This window comes from Consotaella aegiceratis (assembly GCF_036541425.1).
Lineage (GTDB): Bacteria > Pseudomonadota > Alphaproteobacteria > Rhizobiales > Rhizobiaceae > Consotaella > Consotaella aegiceratis.
Genome location: NZ_JAZHFT010000049.1, coordinates 1 through 14,786 on the forward strand (window position 1 = coordinate 1; position 14,786 = coordinate 14,786).

Genomic DNA, 14,786 nt, shown 5'->3' on the forward strand with positions numbered 1-14,786 from the left:
CGTTCAGCGCCAAGAGGTTCGTCTGGAAGGCGATCTCGTCGATCACACCGATGATCTTCGAAATCTCTTCCGAGCTCTTTTCGATCTCGGCCATCGCCTCGACCGCCTGGCCGACGATGGCGCCGCCTTTTTCGGCGTTCTTCTGTGCGGTCTCGGCGGAGTTCTGGGCACGGCCGGCGCTTTCGGCGGTGTCGTTCACCGCCCGCGTCACCTCGGTCAGCGCCGCCGAGGTCTCCTCCAGGCCGGCGGCCTGCTGCTCCGTCCGATGGGCGAGGTCGTTGGTGGCGGTGTTGATCTCGTCGAGACCGGAGCGGATCGAGCCGATCGAGCCGATCACCGTGCCGAAGGTCGTTTCCAGCTTCTCCACCGAGCCGTTGAACTGGTCCCGGATCGGCTCGAACTCCGCGGCCACCGGTCGTTCGAGGCGCACGGTCAGATCGCCCTCCGCAAGCCTCGACAGGCCGCCCTTGATGTCGGCAACGAAGGCTTCCAGACGCTCGGCCTTGTCATGCTCGGCGGCGGCCAGGCGGGCCTTTTCGGCTGCCTCGCGCTCTTGTGCCGCCCGGGCCTCCGCTTCCACCCGGTCATGCTCGATCGCTGCCTGCTTGAACGTTTCCACCGCGTTGGCGATCGCGCCGATTTCGTCGTGGCGATCGCGATAGGGCACAGTGACGGTCTTGTCGCCTTGGGCCAAGGTCGTAACGACGCCCGTGATGGCCTGCAACGGTCCGGTCACGCCGCGCTTCAGGAAGAACATCACGACGGCAACGACGAAGACGGCCGTCCCCAGGCCGAACAGCGACCCGTGTAGCATCTTGGTGGTGGCGAAGAGATGAAGTTCGGTGAGATCCCACGCCGTGGCCAGAACGCCGAAGCGCTTGGTCGGGCTTCCGATCCGCGTGACGACCACGAGGTGGGGTTTGTCCCATTGCAGGGCGATCGTCTTGTCGGGATCGGACAGCAGTTCGCCAGCGAGGCTTTCCAGGCCCGGATAGCTTTTCAGCCCGTCAAAGGCGCCGCCTGTCAGGCGCCCTCCGTCCCGTTTGAGCACCAGGACGTCGGACAACTGATTTCCCGGCTGTTCGACCAGTTTCTGGTAGGCCTTCTCGACGACCTCGGCCTTTTCCCATTTGACGCCGCCGGCCATCTGCTCGGCCATCAGGGTGACGACGGTCTTCTTGGCCGCTTCGGTCTGCCGGAACAGGGTCGCCTCGAGCTGCAGCGCCTCATAGACGATCAGCACGGCCATGCCGATGAGGATGGGAACGGCCGTGGCGACCGCGATTTTCCAGCCGATGGAGCGCATGCGCGCAATGTTGACTTGAGACATGAGACGAACCTGTTACAAGAGGCATGAAGGCAGGGGAAAGTTCGAGGCCCTGTCGATGGTTTTGAACGTGTTGGCGATCTTCTGATCCCGGCATCCGCCCGCGCTTACGGTCGCGTGCCAGCGGCGGGAGCGCTCACAACGGATCCAGCATGTCGAGATTGATCCCCACCGTCGCGGCTCCGATCGCCAGACCGGTCTCGGGATCGACGATGGTGAAGCTCGCCTGGGACTGCAGCATCTGGGTCGAGTCGTCATGCTCGATCTCGTCGACGAACACGGCGTTGCCGCCCTGGCCGAAGGTCTTTTGCCACTTGGCCTCGTCACCTTGCCAATAGTCGGAGGTCGGGTCGCTCTGGGCGACGTTCAGTCCACGGGCGTCCATGATGAAGACCTCGGTCAGCAACCCCTGCTGCTCGTCCCTGATCTTCTGCAGGAGGCTCGAGGCGTTCGATCCGAGCTTCTCGTCGATCAGCGGTCCGCCACCGGCTTCGATCTCCTCGCGCCATGTCTTATCGAGCGCATCGATCTCGTCCTGGGAGAGACCGGCCGTCTGCTCGTTCTGTGCCTTGATGCTGTCGATCAGGCGAGGTTGGCTCAGGGCCGTCTTCAACTGCCCGTCGACCACGGCCAGCACCGGCGCCACATGCAGATCGGCGGCACTGGCCGAACCCGCAAAAGCCACACCAACGCCCAGCACGACACAAGCCGCGCGCGTGACATGGAAATTGAACATCGAGCTTTCCTTGTACTATTATCTCCGCAAGGAGAGCTTGAGGAGACTTGTCTCACCGGCCGGAGGCTTGCCGGCGCTAACGAGATGGTCTCGTATAAAAATAAATATACGTTTTTCATTCTCTTGATATTGCAATAATAATACTTTTGAATGCGAATATTTTATTTCGCTTATTATTGCGGAAAATGGGGAGCGCGATCGATCACAGCCGCTTTCGGCCGGCGAACCGCCAGGCGTCGCGATATCGCCGCCCATGGCAGGATTCCGCTGGCGGCGGCGGAAGTTGCGTCAATCGACCGCGACCGGACGCTGGCGTCCGACGCCTATTCGGGGCATCCTGGGACCGGGAGAAATAGAGCGTGACAGGGGGAGACTGATTGATGCGCTGCTTTTCCGTGATTGGGCCCTCGCAGACCGGCAAGTCCACCTTGGTGGCGAAGCTGGCCTCGATCGAGGGCCAGGCCAAGGGATCGAGCTCGCAGGACGCGCTGGCACTGACCGAGTTCGAATTTCTGGACGAACCGTGGTGCGCGCTGGACACGCCGGGTGCGATCGAGTTCGTGGCGCTGGCACAGGACGCGCTGGTGGCGAGCGACGCCTGCATCCTGTGCGTGTCGCCCGTGCCCGAGGAGGCCGTGCTCGCCGCGCCCTATCTCAAGGCGATCGAAGCGTCCGGCACGCCCTGCATTCTCTTCGTCAATCGGATGGACGAGCCGCGCGGCCGCCTGCGCGACGTCGTCGCCGCCCTCCAGGACTATTCGAACCACCCCCTGATCCTGCGACAGATCCCGATTCGGGAGGGCGACACGATCGTCGGCAGCTGCGATCTCATCTCGGAACGCGCCTGGCGCTACCGCGACAATCAGCCTTCGGCACTGATCGAGATTCCCGGCGAGATGATCGATCGCGAGCACGAGGCCCGCACCGAACTGCTGGAGCATCTGTCCGAATATGACGACTGGCTGCTGGAGGAACTGATCGAGGACCGACAGCCGGCTTGCGATGCGCTCTATTCGCTCTCCACCCGCGTACTGAAGGAAAACCGGGTCATTCCGGTTCTGTTCGGCTCGGCGAGCCACAGCAACGGCATGACGCGGCTGATGAAGCTGTTGCGCCACGAAGCCCCCAAGGCCGAGGGGCTGCGCCAGCGCCTGGCCGAAGAAGCCGGCATCGATGCGGCGACGCTGTCGGCCGTCAGCGTCAGCGCCAATCACCGGCCGGCCGTCGGCAAGACCGTACTGATCCGGGCTTTGAAGGACGGGCTCAAACAGGGCGTGCAACTCGCCGGAAGCGGCCTCGGTGCCGTGCAGGATCCGGGCACCGGCCGGCTGATCGCCAATGGCGGGCCGGCCGTGGGCTTCGTCTTCGCCGCGGTCAAATCGGATCATGTTCCGGCGCCGGCGCTGCTCACCGCCGATGCCGCCCTGCCTGCGCCGGATTGGGCGACGCCGCCGACGCCGATGGTCGCGCGGATTCTGGTGCCGGCCAGCGAACGCGACGAGACCAAGCTCTCCGGCGCGCTCGCCAAGCTCGCCGAGACCGACCACGGCATGGAGGTCACGCGGGAGGAGGAGACCGGCGCCAAGCTCGTCTGTGTCCAGGGGCCGGTGCATCTGCGCGAGATCAGCAAGACGTTGAGCGAGGTCTTCCATGTCGAGGTCACCGACCGGACACCGACCGCGGCCTACCGCGAGACGATCAGCAAGCCCGCCGAAATCCACTACCGCCACAAGAAGCAGACGGGTGGCGCCGGACAGTTCGCCGATGTGCGGCTGACCGTGCAGCCCAACGCGCGCGGCGAAGGGTTCACCTTCAACGAAGTGGTCAAGGGCGGGGCGGTGCCGCGCAACTATATCCCGGCGGTCGAGGCCGGAACGCGCGACGCCATGGACTCCGGGCCGCTGGGCTTCCCGGTGATCGACGTCAGCGTGACCTTGACGGACGGCCAATACCATGCGGTCGACAGCAACGATTTTGCGTTCCGCACCGCCGGCAAGATGGGCATGAAGCAGGCGCTGGCCGAGGCTGCACCGGTGCTGATGCAGCCGATCTTCCGGGTCGACATTCACCTGCCGTCGGTCCACTCGGGCAACCTCATCCCGATCATCTCGTCGATCAAGGGGCAGGTGCTGGGCTTCGACCGGGACGAAGGGGCCAAGGGCTGGGACATCTTCCGGGCGCTGGTGCCGGGTGGCGGCCTGGACGAACTGGCCCATCAGATCCGCTCGGTGACTCAGGGCATCGGCTATTTCGCCAGGACCTTCGACCATTTCGAAGAGATGTACGGCAAGGAGGCGGAGGCGATCGTCGCCGGCCACGCGCAGGGCGCCTGAGCGGCTCCCCGGGACACCCTCCCTATCTCCACCCTCGGCCGGGCGGAAGCGCCGGCCGGGATCGGCCCGACCGGACGCAGCCGTCAGAACAGGACGTCGTCGAGGTCCTCGGCGTCGGTGGCCGCCGGAATGGACGCCGGCGCCTCCGGGTTCACGGTTTCGGTCGCTGGCGCACCGGCGAACCGATCCTGGATCGTGCGCTCCTCGGCCATGGTGCAGCGTCGGCGCAGCCGATCGAGCACGGGCCGGGCCGCCTCCGGCATCTCGGCCAGGGCCGGCGCACTGTTCGCGTTCGCTTGGCTCGACAGCGCCGCGAGGTCGTCGCTCGATGCCGCAAGATCGTCGGCGATCCGGTCCTGTTCGTCGAACACGCCCACGGCATCGCGCGCCAGCCGGGTGATCTGCGGTCCGGCGTCATCGAGAAGCGCCGAGGTTTCGGCCATCTTGGCATCGACGCCGGCGAGGAGAGCCAAGGACTCCTGTCCTCTCTTTTCCAGGCCGACCACCTGTTCGGAGCCGCAGTCGCAACCGGTCTCGACGAGTTCGCCGGCGAGTTCGCCGGCCTTGGTCAGTGGGTTGCAGACCTGGTCCGACAGGGCCACCATGTCGCCCGTCAGTTCGCGAAGCTGTAGGGAGATGACGCTGAGCGCCCGGCCGTCGATCCCGAGCTTGGAGCAGGCGATCGCCGTGTTGAGGCTCACCAGCCGCATCTCGTGCTCGACCGAGCGCATGATCTGGGCGCTCTCCAATAGATCGCGAACCGTGTCCTCGACGGCTTCGACCACCTCGTCGATCGCTTGGCATTCGCTCGCACTGGTGCGCAGGTTGCGCACCGTCAGCGCCATTTCCGCCTCGATGCCTTTCAGCGGGTCGCCGCCGCCCTGGCCGGACCCGCGCAGCTTGGACATCGCATCGCGGAAGGCCCGATCGAGATCGTTGGCGAGCGTGGTCAGCGTGGTCCGCGCGCCGTTCGCTTCGGCATCGAAGTGCCGGTGTGTGGCCGACAATTGATCGTCTTGGATGGTGGTGATCAGCCTGGCGAGCCAGTCGCGCTCGTCCGGCGCGGTCGGCAAGGGATCGTCGCCCGCCGTCTCGTCGCCCCGCTCGATAGAGGCGACGGCTTCGAGGGCCGCGACGACATGCTCGACCCGCTGGCGGGTGGAATCGCCGATCTGCAGCGCGGCGACCACGTCCGAAACGCGTCCCGAAAAGCCGGCCGCCATCTTTCGCACGTCGGCGCCGAGTTCCAGATTGCGCAGACGATGACGGTCGAGGGCGGCGATATGACCGGCGACGCGGTCCGAGAGCCCGCCGATGCTGGTCTTGTAGTGCTTCTCGAACTGGGCACCCCGGGTGTTCACGCAGTCGAGTTCCGGCAGCAGCCGGTCGTAGCGCTCCTGCATCAGTTCGATGGTCGCCCCGGCCTTGCGCGACAGATCCATGACGTCGCTGGTGAAGACCGCGAGATCCTCGTTGCCGTGGCGCATGGCGGCGGCCACCATCCGCGCGTTGATGGCGATCGCGCCCATCATATTGATGGTGCGGCGAAGCTCGAGCATCGGTCCGCGCGCCTGGATGATGACGTCCTGGACGCCCTGGACGAGGTTTCGCTCCTCGATGAAGCCCTCCAGGAACCGGCGACCGTCTTCGCCGATCGCCAGCACGGCGTCGGCGGCGGCCGCCAACTCGGGGCTCGTATAGGTTTCCTCCAGCGTCTGGAACGCGGTCAGGATCTGCGACAGCAGCATCACGCACTGCATCAGCCGGTCGCCGGTGGCGACGAACGTCGTGTCGATGCGGCCGGCGATATCCGTCAGCACCGCCGCGGCCTCGGTCACGGCCGCCGAACGATCGTCGGGATCGGCCGGCAGGGGCAGGTCTTCGATCGTTGCCAGCGCGCTCATGATGCCAGCCGATCCTGCGGTCCCTTGGTGGTCTGTCGCAGGACTTCCGCGCCGATCTTGGTCAGCGGCAGCACCAGCCTGGCGGCGCCGCGCTCCACGGCCTCCTTCGGCATTCCGTAGACGACGCTGGTCGCCTCGTCCTGGGCGATCGTGAAACTGCCCATCTCGCGCATTTCCAGAAGTCCGCGGGCGCCGTCGTCGCCCATGCCGGTCATCAGCACGCCGAGGGCGTTGGCGCCGGCCGACTGCGAGGCCGAGCGGAACAGGACGTCGACCGAAGGTCGGTGCCGGCAGACATACGGACCTTCGGCGATCTTCACCTGGTATTTGCGGCCGTTGCGCGTCAGCATCATGTGACGGTTGCCCGGCGCCAGCAGCACGCGGCCCGGCATGACCGGATCGCCGTCCATGGCCTCGCGCACCTCGACCGCGCACATGCTGTTGAGGCGTTTGGCGAAGGCGCCGGTGAACTTCTCCGGCATATGCTGGACGATGACGATGCCCGGGCTGGTGGCCGGCAGCGAGCGCAGGAGCACGGCGAGCGCTTCGGTGCCGCCGGTCGAGGCGCCGATGCACACGACCGGCTCCGTCGTCGGAAGGCTGGCGCGCAATGTCGTCCGGCGCGCCGCCGACAGCGGCGGGATCATCACGTCGGCCATCAGCTTGGTCTCGACGGTGAACTTGGGGACCGCCTTTTTGATGCCGGAGACCCGGGCGTGGGCGGCGGCCTTGGCGACGTCGCACAGCCGCATGCGGGATTCGTTCAGAAACTGGGTGGTGTCGACGCGCGGCTTGGTGACCACGTCGACGGCCCCCGCTTCCAGCGCCTGCATCATCGCATCCGATCCCTCGGCGGTGAGGCTCGAGCAGATGACGATCGGAATCGGCCGCTGCGCCATGATCTTCCTCAGAAAGGTGATGCCGTCCATGCGCGGCATCTCGATGTCGAGGAAAATGACGTCGGGCACCTCTCTGCGGATCTTCTCCGCCGCCACGTAAGGATCGCTCGCCGTCGCCATCACCTCGATGTCGGGGTCTTCCGACAGGATGTTCGACATGGTGGTGCGCACCGAGGCGGAGTCGTCGACGATGAGGACCTTGATCTTTTGACCGGTCGCGCGGTGCTGGGACGAAGCGGGCATGGCTTAATCCTTCTGGAAAACGGATGGGCCGATCTGAGTGACGGGGGCGCCGTTCGCCGCCATCGATTCCGAATGGCCGAGGAGCAGGTAGCCTTTCGGTCGCAGGTGGCTGAGCATCCTGGCGACGACCGCCTCCTGGTCGTGTCTTTCGAAGTAGATCAGGACGTTGCGCAGGAAGATGATGTCGACGTCCTTGTCGAACGGATAGGCCTTGTCCATCAGATTGAGCTGACGGAAGGAGACCAGGCGCCGAAGCTCGGGAACCATGCGCACCTCGGCCCGGCGTCCCTCGCCGGTGCCGCGCATCAGGTAGCGTTGCTGCATCGCCGCCGGAACGGGCTGGATCATGTCGGCCGGATAGATGGCGCGCTGGGCCTGCTTCAGCATCGCCGTGGAGATGTCGGTCCCCAGAATGGCGAAGCGAAAGTCGCCCCGCTTTTTCGCTAGTTCGGCGAGCACCATGGCCGCCGTATAGGCCTCCGCACCGCTGGAGCTGGCGCCGCTCCAGACCTTCAGGAGCGGCTTTCCGGCGCCTCGGCGCGACAGGATGTCGGGCACCAGCACTTGCTCCAGCAGCTCGTAGTGATGCGGCTCGCGGAAGAAGTCGGTCTTGTTGGTGGTGATGACGTCGATGAGGTGCGTCATCTCCTGGGCAAGACCGCCTTCGTCGAACAGAAACCGGCAGTAGCTTTTCAGATCGCTCTTGCCGTTTTCACGCATGCGCTTGCGCAAGCGACCCTCGACCATCAGCCGCTTTTGCGGCGGCAGCTTGATCCCGACGGTTTCGCCGACGAGCGCGGCGATCCGGCCAAATTCGTCGGAATCGAGCTTATGGGTCTCAGGCGCGGCGGGGGAATGTGCGTTCATGGGGCGCTCGGTTGGGAGGGTCGGGACGAAGCCGCCGTGGTCAGGCGGCTTCGGAGGTTTGGGCGGCGGCCTTGGCAACCGCCGTGAGGTCGACTTCGGCGAACAGCCGCTCGAGATCGAGGACGGTGACGAAGGCACCGTTGCGCCGCCCGACCCCGGCAATGACCTCCTCGGACCAGCCCGGGCCGACTTCCGGCGGCGGTTCGAGCTTGCCCTCGTCCAAGGGCGTCACTTCGAACACCCGGTCGGTCTTGAGCGCCAGCAGCGTCTCGCCGCCCTTGCGCGGGATCGACAGGACGACGATCCGGGTGTTGTCGCTGTCTGCGGCCGGCGGCATCCGGAGCGTCTTGCGCAGATCGAGGACCGGAACCGTTGCCCCTCTCAGGTCGATGATGCCAAGGACTGCCTCAGGTGTGCGAGGAAGGTGGGAGATCGGACGCAGGTCCAAAATCTCCCGGATCCTCTCCACCGGTGCGGCGAACAGCTCGTCCGCCACACCGAAGGTCACGTATTGGATCAAGTGCGACATGATCGTCCGGCTCAGGCCGCGTTGTGGCGCGAGAACTCGGCGTCGAATTCGTCGTCGCCCGATCCCAGGTCGAGGTCGAAGCCGCCGGCGCCGCCCTGGCTGCGCATGCGCACCGACATCGACTTGAGGTCGCGCACCGCCTCGTCGGTGTTGCGCGGGCTCGACGGCTTCATCCGGGTCGCCTTGCCGCGGGTCTTGGCGCGTTCCATCGTACCGCCGGCCATGCCGTCGAGCTTGAAGAAGCGGATGGCGGTCTGCAGTTGCTCGGCCTGGTCGGCCAGCTCTTGAGCGGTCGAGGACATCTCCTCGGCGGCCGCGGTGTTCTGCTGGGTCACCTTGTCGAGCTGCTGGATCGCGGTGTTGACCTGCTGGGAGCCGGTCGCCTGCTCGCGGTTGGCAGCGGTGATCTCCTCGACCAGGCGCGAGGTGTTCTGGATGTCCGGCACCAGCTTGGCGAGCATTTCCCCGGCCTGCTGGGCGGCTTTCAGCGTGTCGCCGGAGAGGCCGGAGATCTCGGTCGCCGCCGCCTGGCTACGCTCGGCGAGCTTGCGCACTTCCGAGGCCACCACCGCGAAGCCGCGGCCATGTTCGCCGGCTCGGGCGGCCTCGACCGCCGCGTTCAGGGCCAGGAGGTCGGTCTGGCGAGCGATCTCCTGCACGACGTTGATCTTTTCGGCGATCGTCTGCATGGCGGTGACGGCCTTGCCCACAACCTCGCCGCTGGCGCTGGCGTCGACCGCCGAACGCTTGGCGATCTGCTCGGTCTGGATGGCGTTGTCGGCGTTCTGCTTGATGTTGGCGGCCATCTCTTCCATGGCGGCCGAGGCTTCCTCGGTGGACGAGGCCTGCTCGGTGGCGCCCTGGGAGAGCTGCTCGGCGGTCGCCGACATCTCTTCGGAGCCGCTGGCGACGCTGCGCGCTGCACCGGTCACGTCGTTGACGACGCCACGCAGCTTTTCCACCATGGTGTTCAGCGCTGTGAGGAGGTCGCCGATCTCGTCGTTGTTGCGCACCGCGGCAGTGGCGCGCAGGTCGCCGCCGGCGACGGCGTTGGCCAGGGCCTGGGCATTCTTGAGGCCGCGGCCAATCGCCAAGATGATCCAGAATGCTGCGACAGAGGCGATCAACGCGGAGGCGATCAACAGGCTGATCACCAGCATGGTGGCAAACCGGTATCGCTCGCCCGCCGTCACCTTATCCTGCTCCAGTTGGTCCAGGCTCGTCTTGATGAAAGTGTCGAGGGACTCACGTGCCGACTTGCGGGCATCGAGCGCTTTGCCCATCGCATAGTCATAGGCTGCCACGTCCTCGTTCTTCAGCGCCAAATCACGAACAACCATGTGCTCGGAGACATAGACTTCGAGCTTCTTCACGTAATCGTCGAGCAAAGCGTCGCTGGTCTCGCCGGAGATCGCATAGACCTCGTCGGTGAACTCCTTGATCTCGGCGCGTTTCGTGTCGTAGTCGGCGATCTGTTCCTGGATCCCCTCGGGCGTGGTCTCCAGAATCATGCTGTTCTCGATCCGTCCCATCGTCGTCATGGCGACGTTGACGTGGTCCATCTCCTCGATGCGGTGGACGTTGACATTCAGAGCCGTGTCGAATGTCTCGTTCAGCTTGCCGAGGTAGTGCAGCGCGGCGAACATGCCGGCTGCGGACATGGCGATCATCACCACGAAGGTCGCCGCCAATTTGAACTTAAGAGTCACTCTCATTGTTCGTGCCTTTCTTCGGTCAGGTTCGCGGCGTCCCGGCCGCTTTCGGTGCGAAAGATGCGTTCCATGTCTGGAATGATGACGAAGCCATCGTCGCGCTTGCCGATGCTTCGGATGAATATGGGCGGCCAGCGCATGCCCACCGAAGGCACGGTTTCCATCGAGGCCGCTTCGATCTCGGTTACCTCGTGGACCCGGTCGGCGAGGATGCCGGTGACCATCGGTTCGCCGTCGAGGTCGAATTCGACGACGATGATGCGCGTATCGGTGTCGGGAGGCGGGCGGTCCATGCCAAAGACGACCCGCAGGTCGGCCAGCGGCACCACCGTTCCGCGCACGTTGATCAGCCCGCCGACGAAGGCCGCGGCGTTCGGCACGCGGGTAATCGGAACGGGATCGAGGATTTCCCGCACGCTCTCGGCTTCGATTGCGAAGATCTCGTCGGAAAGCCGGAAGGTAAGGGCGTTCATTCCCGTTTCGGCGACGCTCGTGCTCATGCGGCTTTCCCCATTTTGTCGTGTCGCCGGCGCTCCTCGAGCGATTGGCCGAAGCCGACGAGGTGCATGACGTCGAGGATCAGGGCGACGGTGCCGTCGCCCAGGATGGTGGCGCCGGAGAACGTCTTGACGTTCGAATGAAGCCGCGAGAGCTGCTTGATGACCGTCTGGTTGTTGCCGATGATCTGATCGACCACGAGGCCGACGCGGGTCGAACCGGATGCGACGATCACCACCTTCTGGAAGCGGTCGGGCTCCGTCTCGGCGCCGAACAGCTCGCGCAGCCGGAGGAACGGCACGAGCGCTCCGCGGATGTTCAGGAAATTGCGGCCCTTGGCGTCTGCGCCGGCACCGTCCGGCAGCTCCACGCATTCCTCGACCGCCGCGAGCGGGATGGTGTAGCGGCTGTCGCCGACCCGCACCAGGAGACCGTCGATGATCGCCAGCGTCAGCGGCAGGCGCAGCGTGACCGTCGTGCCCTGGCCCAGCTTGGTGTCGATGTCGATGGAGCCGCGCAGCCCATCGATGGTCCGTTTGACCACGTCCATGCCGACGCCGCGACCCGACAACGAGGTGATCTCCTTGGCGGTGGAGAAGCCTGGCTGGAAGATCAGCGGGTAGATGTCGGTATCGGCCATCTGCGCGCCCGACGCGATCAGCCCGTTCTCTTCCGCCTTGGCGCGGATGCGCGAGGCGTCGAGGCCGGCGCCGTCGTCGGAAACGGCGATCGCGACCTCGGCGCCGCGATAGCTGGCCGACAGCCGGATGGTGCCGGTGGCCGGCTTGCCGGATGCCGCCCGCTTGTCGGCCGGCTCGACGCCATGATCGACCGAGTTGCGGATCAGGTGGACCAGCGGATCGGCAAGCTGTTCGATCACCGTCTTGTCGAGCTCGGTCTCCTCACCCTCGGTGACGAATTCCAGAGGCTTGCCGAGATCGCGCGACAGATCGTGAACGAGCCGGCGGAAGCGGCCGAACAGCGAGCCGATCTGCACCATCCGGGTGCTCATCGTGGTGTCGCGCAGGCTGGCCGTCAGGCGTGCGATCTCTTCGGCCACGGCGCCCAGATTGGGTTCGCGGCTCTGAGCGGCGAGTTCGTTGAGCCGGGCCTGGGCGATCACCAGCTCGCCGACGCGGTCCATCAGTTCGTCGAGGCGTTCGGCGGGAACCCGGAGCGAGCTGTTCGCCCGCTCGGTCGCGGCCGGCCGGTCGGCCTTGGCCGACGGCTTGGCCGGTGCCGGCTGGACCGGCTCGGCAGCGGCGAGGGCCGCAGTTTCACCGCTGTCGGTGGCCGGGACGTCCGGCTGGATCTCACTGCCGATCGGCTCGATCGTCAGCTCCATGTCGTCGCGGATGAACAGGAAGACGTCCTCGATCGCCTCGCGGCTGGTGCCTTCCTCCAGCACGACCTCCCAGCTCATGTAGGAGGTGGACGGTTCGATCACCTCGAGCGGCGGCACGTTGCCGATGGCGGCGCGTACGCGCGCCGGCGCCAGGTCCGACAATTCCGCAATGAGCAGGAGCGGGTTGGTGCCGAGCATCAGCGCGTCGGCCGGCAGCGCGAAGTGGATACGCCACCCGGTGCCGGCCTCGGGCGCCGCCGCCGCGGGCTCGTGGGGCGCGGGTTCATTCGTCGCCGGTGCCAGTCCGCCGGAAACGGCGGCCCGCAACTCGCCGAGAATACGCTCGCCGCGGCCCTCGTCGGTGACGCTGCCGTTGATCAGATCGCCGACATGGTCACACGATTCCAGTGCCGCGGCGACCATCGCCTTGTTGGCCGCCGCTTCGCCTTTGCGTACCCGATCGAAGGCCGTCTCGAATTCGTGCAGGAACTCGGCGACGGCGGTGAAGCCGAACATGGCGCCCGAGCCTTTGAGGGTGTGAAGGGCACGAAATGCCCGTGCCACCAGATCGGCGTCGTCCGGACGCTGCTCGAGATCGAGCAGCGTCTGTTCGAGCGACTCCATCAGGTCGGCGGCTTCCTGCCGGAAGGTCTCCGCTGGATCGATCCCGCTCATGCGCCGGCCACCTTGCGCACGACGGAGAGCAGCTGCTCCTGCCGGAACGGCTTGACCATCCAGCCGGTCGCGCCGGCCGCCTTGGCCTCGGCCTTGATGCCGCCGTCCGATTCCGTGGACAGAAAGACGATCGGCACGCCGGCGCTGGCCGGAGTGGTCCGGAATTTACGGATGAAGGTCAGCCCGTCCATATTCGGCATGTTCAGGTCCGTGATGACGGCATCGACGCGCGAACTCGTCGCCTTGGCGAGCGCGTCGGCACCGTCGCAGGCTTCAATCGTGCGATAGCCGGCCTGGACCAGCGTCAGACTGACCATCTGGCGAACCGAGGCAGAATCATCCACCACGAGGATCGTTTTGCTCATCGGGCAGGTCCCTTTTTAGGATTGTGCGGTCGTCAGTCCGGTCCACAGGCCGTTCTGACGGACGAGGCAGCTGTCGATCGGCTCAGCGATGCCAGCCTGCTGGAGAATGCGATCGAGGGCTCCGTCGGCCGGGACCTCGATGGCGATGGTTCGGTTGTGCGCTTCCGCGCTTTTGACAGCCGCGACCAGGAGTTGAACGACGCTGAAATCGATGGATTCCAGCCCCTTCGTTTCGACGAGAATGTCGGTAGCCTTGTCGGCCAACCCGCGAAGCTCGGCCGCGATCCGCTCGGCGTCGCGAAGAGTGGCTGTTCCTTCAAGGGGATAGACCATCCTTGCGGAGCCTTCCGTTTTGCTCTTTCGGGCTGCCATCGACCCCAAACCCCCTAATAACTTCGGTAAAGTTATCGATAGTGTAGACAGGTTTCAGATGGGTTACTCGTTTGCTGTGGAGATATTGAATCTTCTTTTCGACAGATAGTTAAGTCCCATTGCGTGATAATATTTCGTGAGATCAATATTATTTATCGTCGATAATAAGTCTTGCTTTGTAGGCGTGCGTCGGAAAACGATGCAAAATACAACCAAAGCGGGTTTCGGGGGGCTTTGGGCACTGAATTGAGGCGATTGACCGAAGATTGCACGGCCCCGATCGCCGGACTGCCTCCGTCCAAAACGACCGTTCATTCCACTTACGTTGTTTTAACCAAGTGAAAGACTTCGCCGCAGGACTCGGGATGATGGCGCCGCGACGGAGATGTGTATGAACTTGTCTGATTCTCGCGACGTGCCGCCAACGGGCCCTTCGCACACGGAAAGCGACCTTTCCGAGAGTGGAGCGCCGCTGACGCGTTCGCTCCTGTCTATTGCCAAGTCGACGCGGGCGTTCCTTGCGTTGCTGCTCGCGGAGGCGGACCTGCATCCGGGACAGGATCAGCTGCTCGTCCAGTTGCAGCCCAACGCGTTGATCAGCGTCTCGCGGCTGGCGGACCGACTGGCGGTCAGACCCTCCACGGTTTCGAAGATGCTCGATCGGCTGATCGAGAAGGAATTTGTGGTCCGTCAGGCGAGCGACAGCGACGGACGGCGGACCATGGTGCTGTTGACCTCCAGGGGGGAGAAGGCGCGCGCTCAGGTGCTGGCGATCTGGGACCGGGTGGAGGCCGAACTGGGCGATTCCCTCGACGAGGCCGGCCGCGCCGAGCTCGCAGCCTCGCTCGCCAAGGCCGACGAAATCCTGTCCAGACGGTTGCGGCGGCTGCGCTGACCGTCGACCGGCGCGCTCCGCCTTTACCATTTGTCTGCCAGATTTTCGGAGCAGCTAGGCAGGTGCTCGCTTCGATTCTATGATTG

General features: G+C 65.2%; 13 protein-coding genes. 2 read left to right on the plus strand and 11 right to left on the minus strand.

Annotated elements, in window-relative coordinates; all coding sequences use genetic code 11:
- Together SMD10_RS21545 and SMD10_RS21550 are read right to left on the minus strand one after the other, a co-directional pair.
- On the minus strand, positions 1-1,330 hold a 1,330-nt coding region (locus SMD10_RS21545), incomplete at its 3' end, for a methyl-accepting chemotaxis protein (protein ID WP_331687807.1).
- Positions 1,331-1,463: 133 nt separating this feature from the next.
- A complete protein-coding gene (locus tag SMD10_RS21550) occupies positions 1,464-2,063 on the minus strand; it encodes a hypothetical protein (RefSeq protein WP_331687808.1) in 600 nt (199 codons plus the stop codon).
- Between the two features lie 380 nt (positions 2,064-2,443).
- Here SMD10_RS21550 and SMD10_RS21555 point away from each other — a divergent pair, with 380 nt between their 5' ends.
- Positions 2,444-4,396 carry an elongation factor G gene (locus SMD10_RS21555; RefSeq protein ID WP_331687809.1) on the plus strand — a complete coding sequence of 651 codons (1,953 nt, stop codon included), beginning with the start codon at positions 2,444-2,446 and terminating at the stop codon, positions 4,394-4,396.
- 83 nt (positions 4,397-4,479) lie between these two features.
- Here the strand turns inward: SMD10_RS21555 and SMD10_RS21560 are convergent, their stop codons facing one another.
- Genes SMD10_RS21560 through SMD10_RS21600 form a run of 9 tightly spaced genes read right to left on the minus strand, consistent with a single transcriptional unit; the run spans position 4,480 to position 13,766 of the window.
- Entirely contained in the window at positions 4,480-6,300 is a 1,821-nt protein-coding gene (locus SMD10_RS21560) for a hypothetical protein (RefSeq protein WP_331687810.1), read from the minus strand.
- Entirely contained in the window at positions 6,297-7,442 is a 1,146-nt protein-coding gene (locus SMD10_RS21565) for a protein-glutamate methylesterase/protein-glutamine glutaminase (RefSeq protein ID WP_331687811.1), read from the minus strand. Before SMD10_RS21565 ends, SMD10_RS21560 begins: the two co-directional genes overlap by 4 nt.
- A 3-nt stretch (positions 7,443-7,445) precedes the next feature.
- Positions 7,446-8,309: a CheR family methyltransferase gene (locus SMD10_RS21570; RefSeq protein ID WP_331687812.1), complete on the minus strand. Its 864-nt coding sequence runs from the start codon at positions 8,307-8,309 to the stop codon at positions 7,446-7,448.
- A gap of 40 nt (positions 8,310-8,349) precedes the next feature.
- Entirely contained in the window at positions 8,350-8,838 is a 489-nt protein-coding gene (locus tag SMD10_RS21575; RefSeq protein ID WP_331687813.1) for a chemotaxis protein CheW, read from the minus strand.
- Between the two features lie 11 nt (positions 8,839-8,849).
- Complete coding sequence (locus tag SMD10_RS21580) at positions 8,850-10,553, minus strand: methyl-accepting chemotaxis protein (RefSeq protein ID WP_331687814.1); 1,704 nt, start codon at positions 10,551-10,553, stop codon at positions 8,850-8,852.
- Positions 10,550-11,050, minus strand: coding sequence for a chemotaxis protein CheW (locus SMD10_RS21585; RefSeq protein WP_331687815.1), 501 nt, complete (start codon positions 11,048-11,050; stop codon positions 10,550-10,552). The genes SMD10_RS21580 and SMD10_RS21585 overlap by 4 nt, the downstream gene beginning before the upstream one ends.
- On the minus strand, positions 11,047-13,068 hold the full coding sequence (locus SMD10_RS21590; RefSeq protein ID WP_331687816.1) for a chemotaxis protein CheA: 2,022 nt from the start codon (positions 13,066-13,068) through the stop codon (positions 11,047-11,049). Before SMD10_RS21590 ends, SMD10_RS21585 begins: the two co-directional genes overlap by 4 nt.
- Entirely contained in the window at positions 13,065-13,433 is a 369-nt protein-coding gene (locus tag SMD10_RS21595) for a response regulator (RefSeq protein WP_331687817.1), read from the minus strand. Before SMD10_RS21595 ends, SMD10_RS21590 begins: the two co-directional genes overlap by 4 nt.
- Before the next feature lie 15 nt (positions 13,434-13,448).
- Positions 13,449-13,766 carry an STAS domain-containing protein gene (locus tag SMD10_RS21600; RefSeq protein WP_331687818.1) on the minus strand — a complete coding sequence of 106 codons (318 nt, stop codon included), beginning with the start codon at positions 13,764-13,766 and terminating at the stop codon, positions 13,449-13,451.
- A gap of 430 nt (positions 13,767-14,196) precedes the next feature.
- Here SMD10_RS21600 and SMD10_RS21605 point away from each other — a divergent pair, with 430 nt between their 5' ends.
- On the plus strand, positions 14,197-14,700 hold the full coding sequence (locus tag SMD10_RS21605; protein ID WP_331687819.1) for a MarR family winged helix-turn-helix transcriptional regulator: 504 nt from the start codon (positions 14,197-14,199) through the stop codon (positions 14,698-14,700).
- Positions 14,701-14,786: the final 86 nt, after the last annotated feature.

Bases quoted from the DNA above. Each gene is read 5' to 3' on its own strand.
- SMD10_RS21570 (WP_331687812.1), bottom strand. From the start codon at position 8,309: ATGAACGCACATTCCCCCGCCGCGCCTGAGACCCATAAGCTCGATTCC.
- SMD10_RS21595 (WP_331687817.1), bottom strand. From the start codon at position 13,433: ATGAGCAAAACGATCCTCGTGGTGGATGATTCTGCCTCGGTTCGCCAG.
- SMD10_RS21580 (WP_331687814.1), bottom strand. From the start codon at position 10,553: ATGAGAGTGACTCTTAAGTTCAAATTGGCGGCGACCTTCGTGGTGATG.
- SMD10_RS21550 (WP_331687808.1), bottom strand. From the start codon at position 2,063: ATGTTCAATTTCCATGTCACGCGCGCGGCTTGTGTCGTGCTGGGCGTT.
- SMD10_RS21585 (WP_331687815.1), bottom strand. From the start codon at position 11,050: ATGAGCACGAGCGTCGCCGAAACGGGAATGAACGCCCTTACCTTCCGG.
- SMD10_RS21590 (WP_331687816.1), bottom strand. From the start codon at position 13,068: ATGAGCGGGATCGATCCAGCGGAGACCTTCCGGCAGGAAGCCGCCGAC.
- SMD10_RS21565 (WP_331687811.1), bottom strand. From the start codon at position 7,442: ATGCCCGCTTCGTCCCAGCACCGCGCGACCGGTCAAAAGATCAAGGTC.
- SMD10_RS21560 (WP_331687810.1), bottom strand. From the start codon at position 6,300: ATGAGCGCGCTGGCAACGATCGAAGACCTGCCCCTGCCGGCCGATCCC.
- SMD10_RS21575 (WP_331687813.1), bottom strand. From the start codon at position 8,838: ATGTCGCACTTGATCCAATACGTGACCTTCGGTGTGGCGGACGAGCTG.
- SMD10_RS21555 (WP_331687809.1), top strand. From the start codon at position 2,444: ATGCGCTGCTTTTCCGTGATTGGGCCCTCGCAGACCGGCAAGTCCACC.
- SMD10_RS21600 (WP_331687818.1), bottom strand. From the start codon at position 13,766: ATGGTCTATCCCCTTGAAGGAACAGCCACTCTTCGCGACGCCGAGCGG.
- SMD10_RS21605 (WP_331687819.1), top strand. From the start codon at position 14,197: ATGAACTTGTCTGATTCTCGCGACGTGCCGCCAACGGGCCCTTCGCAC.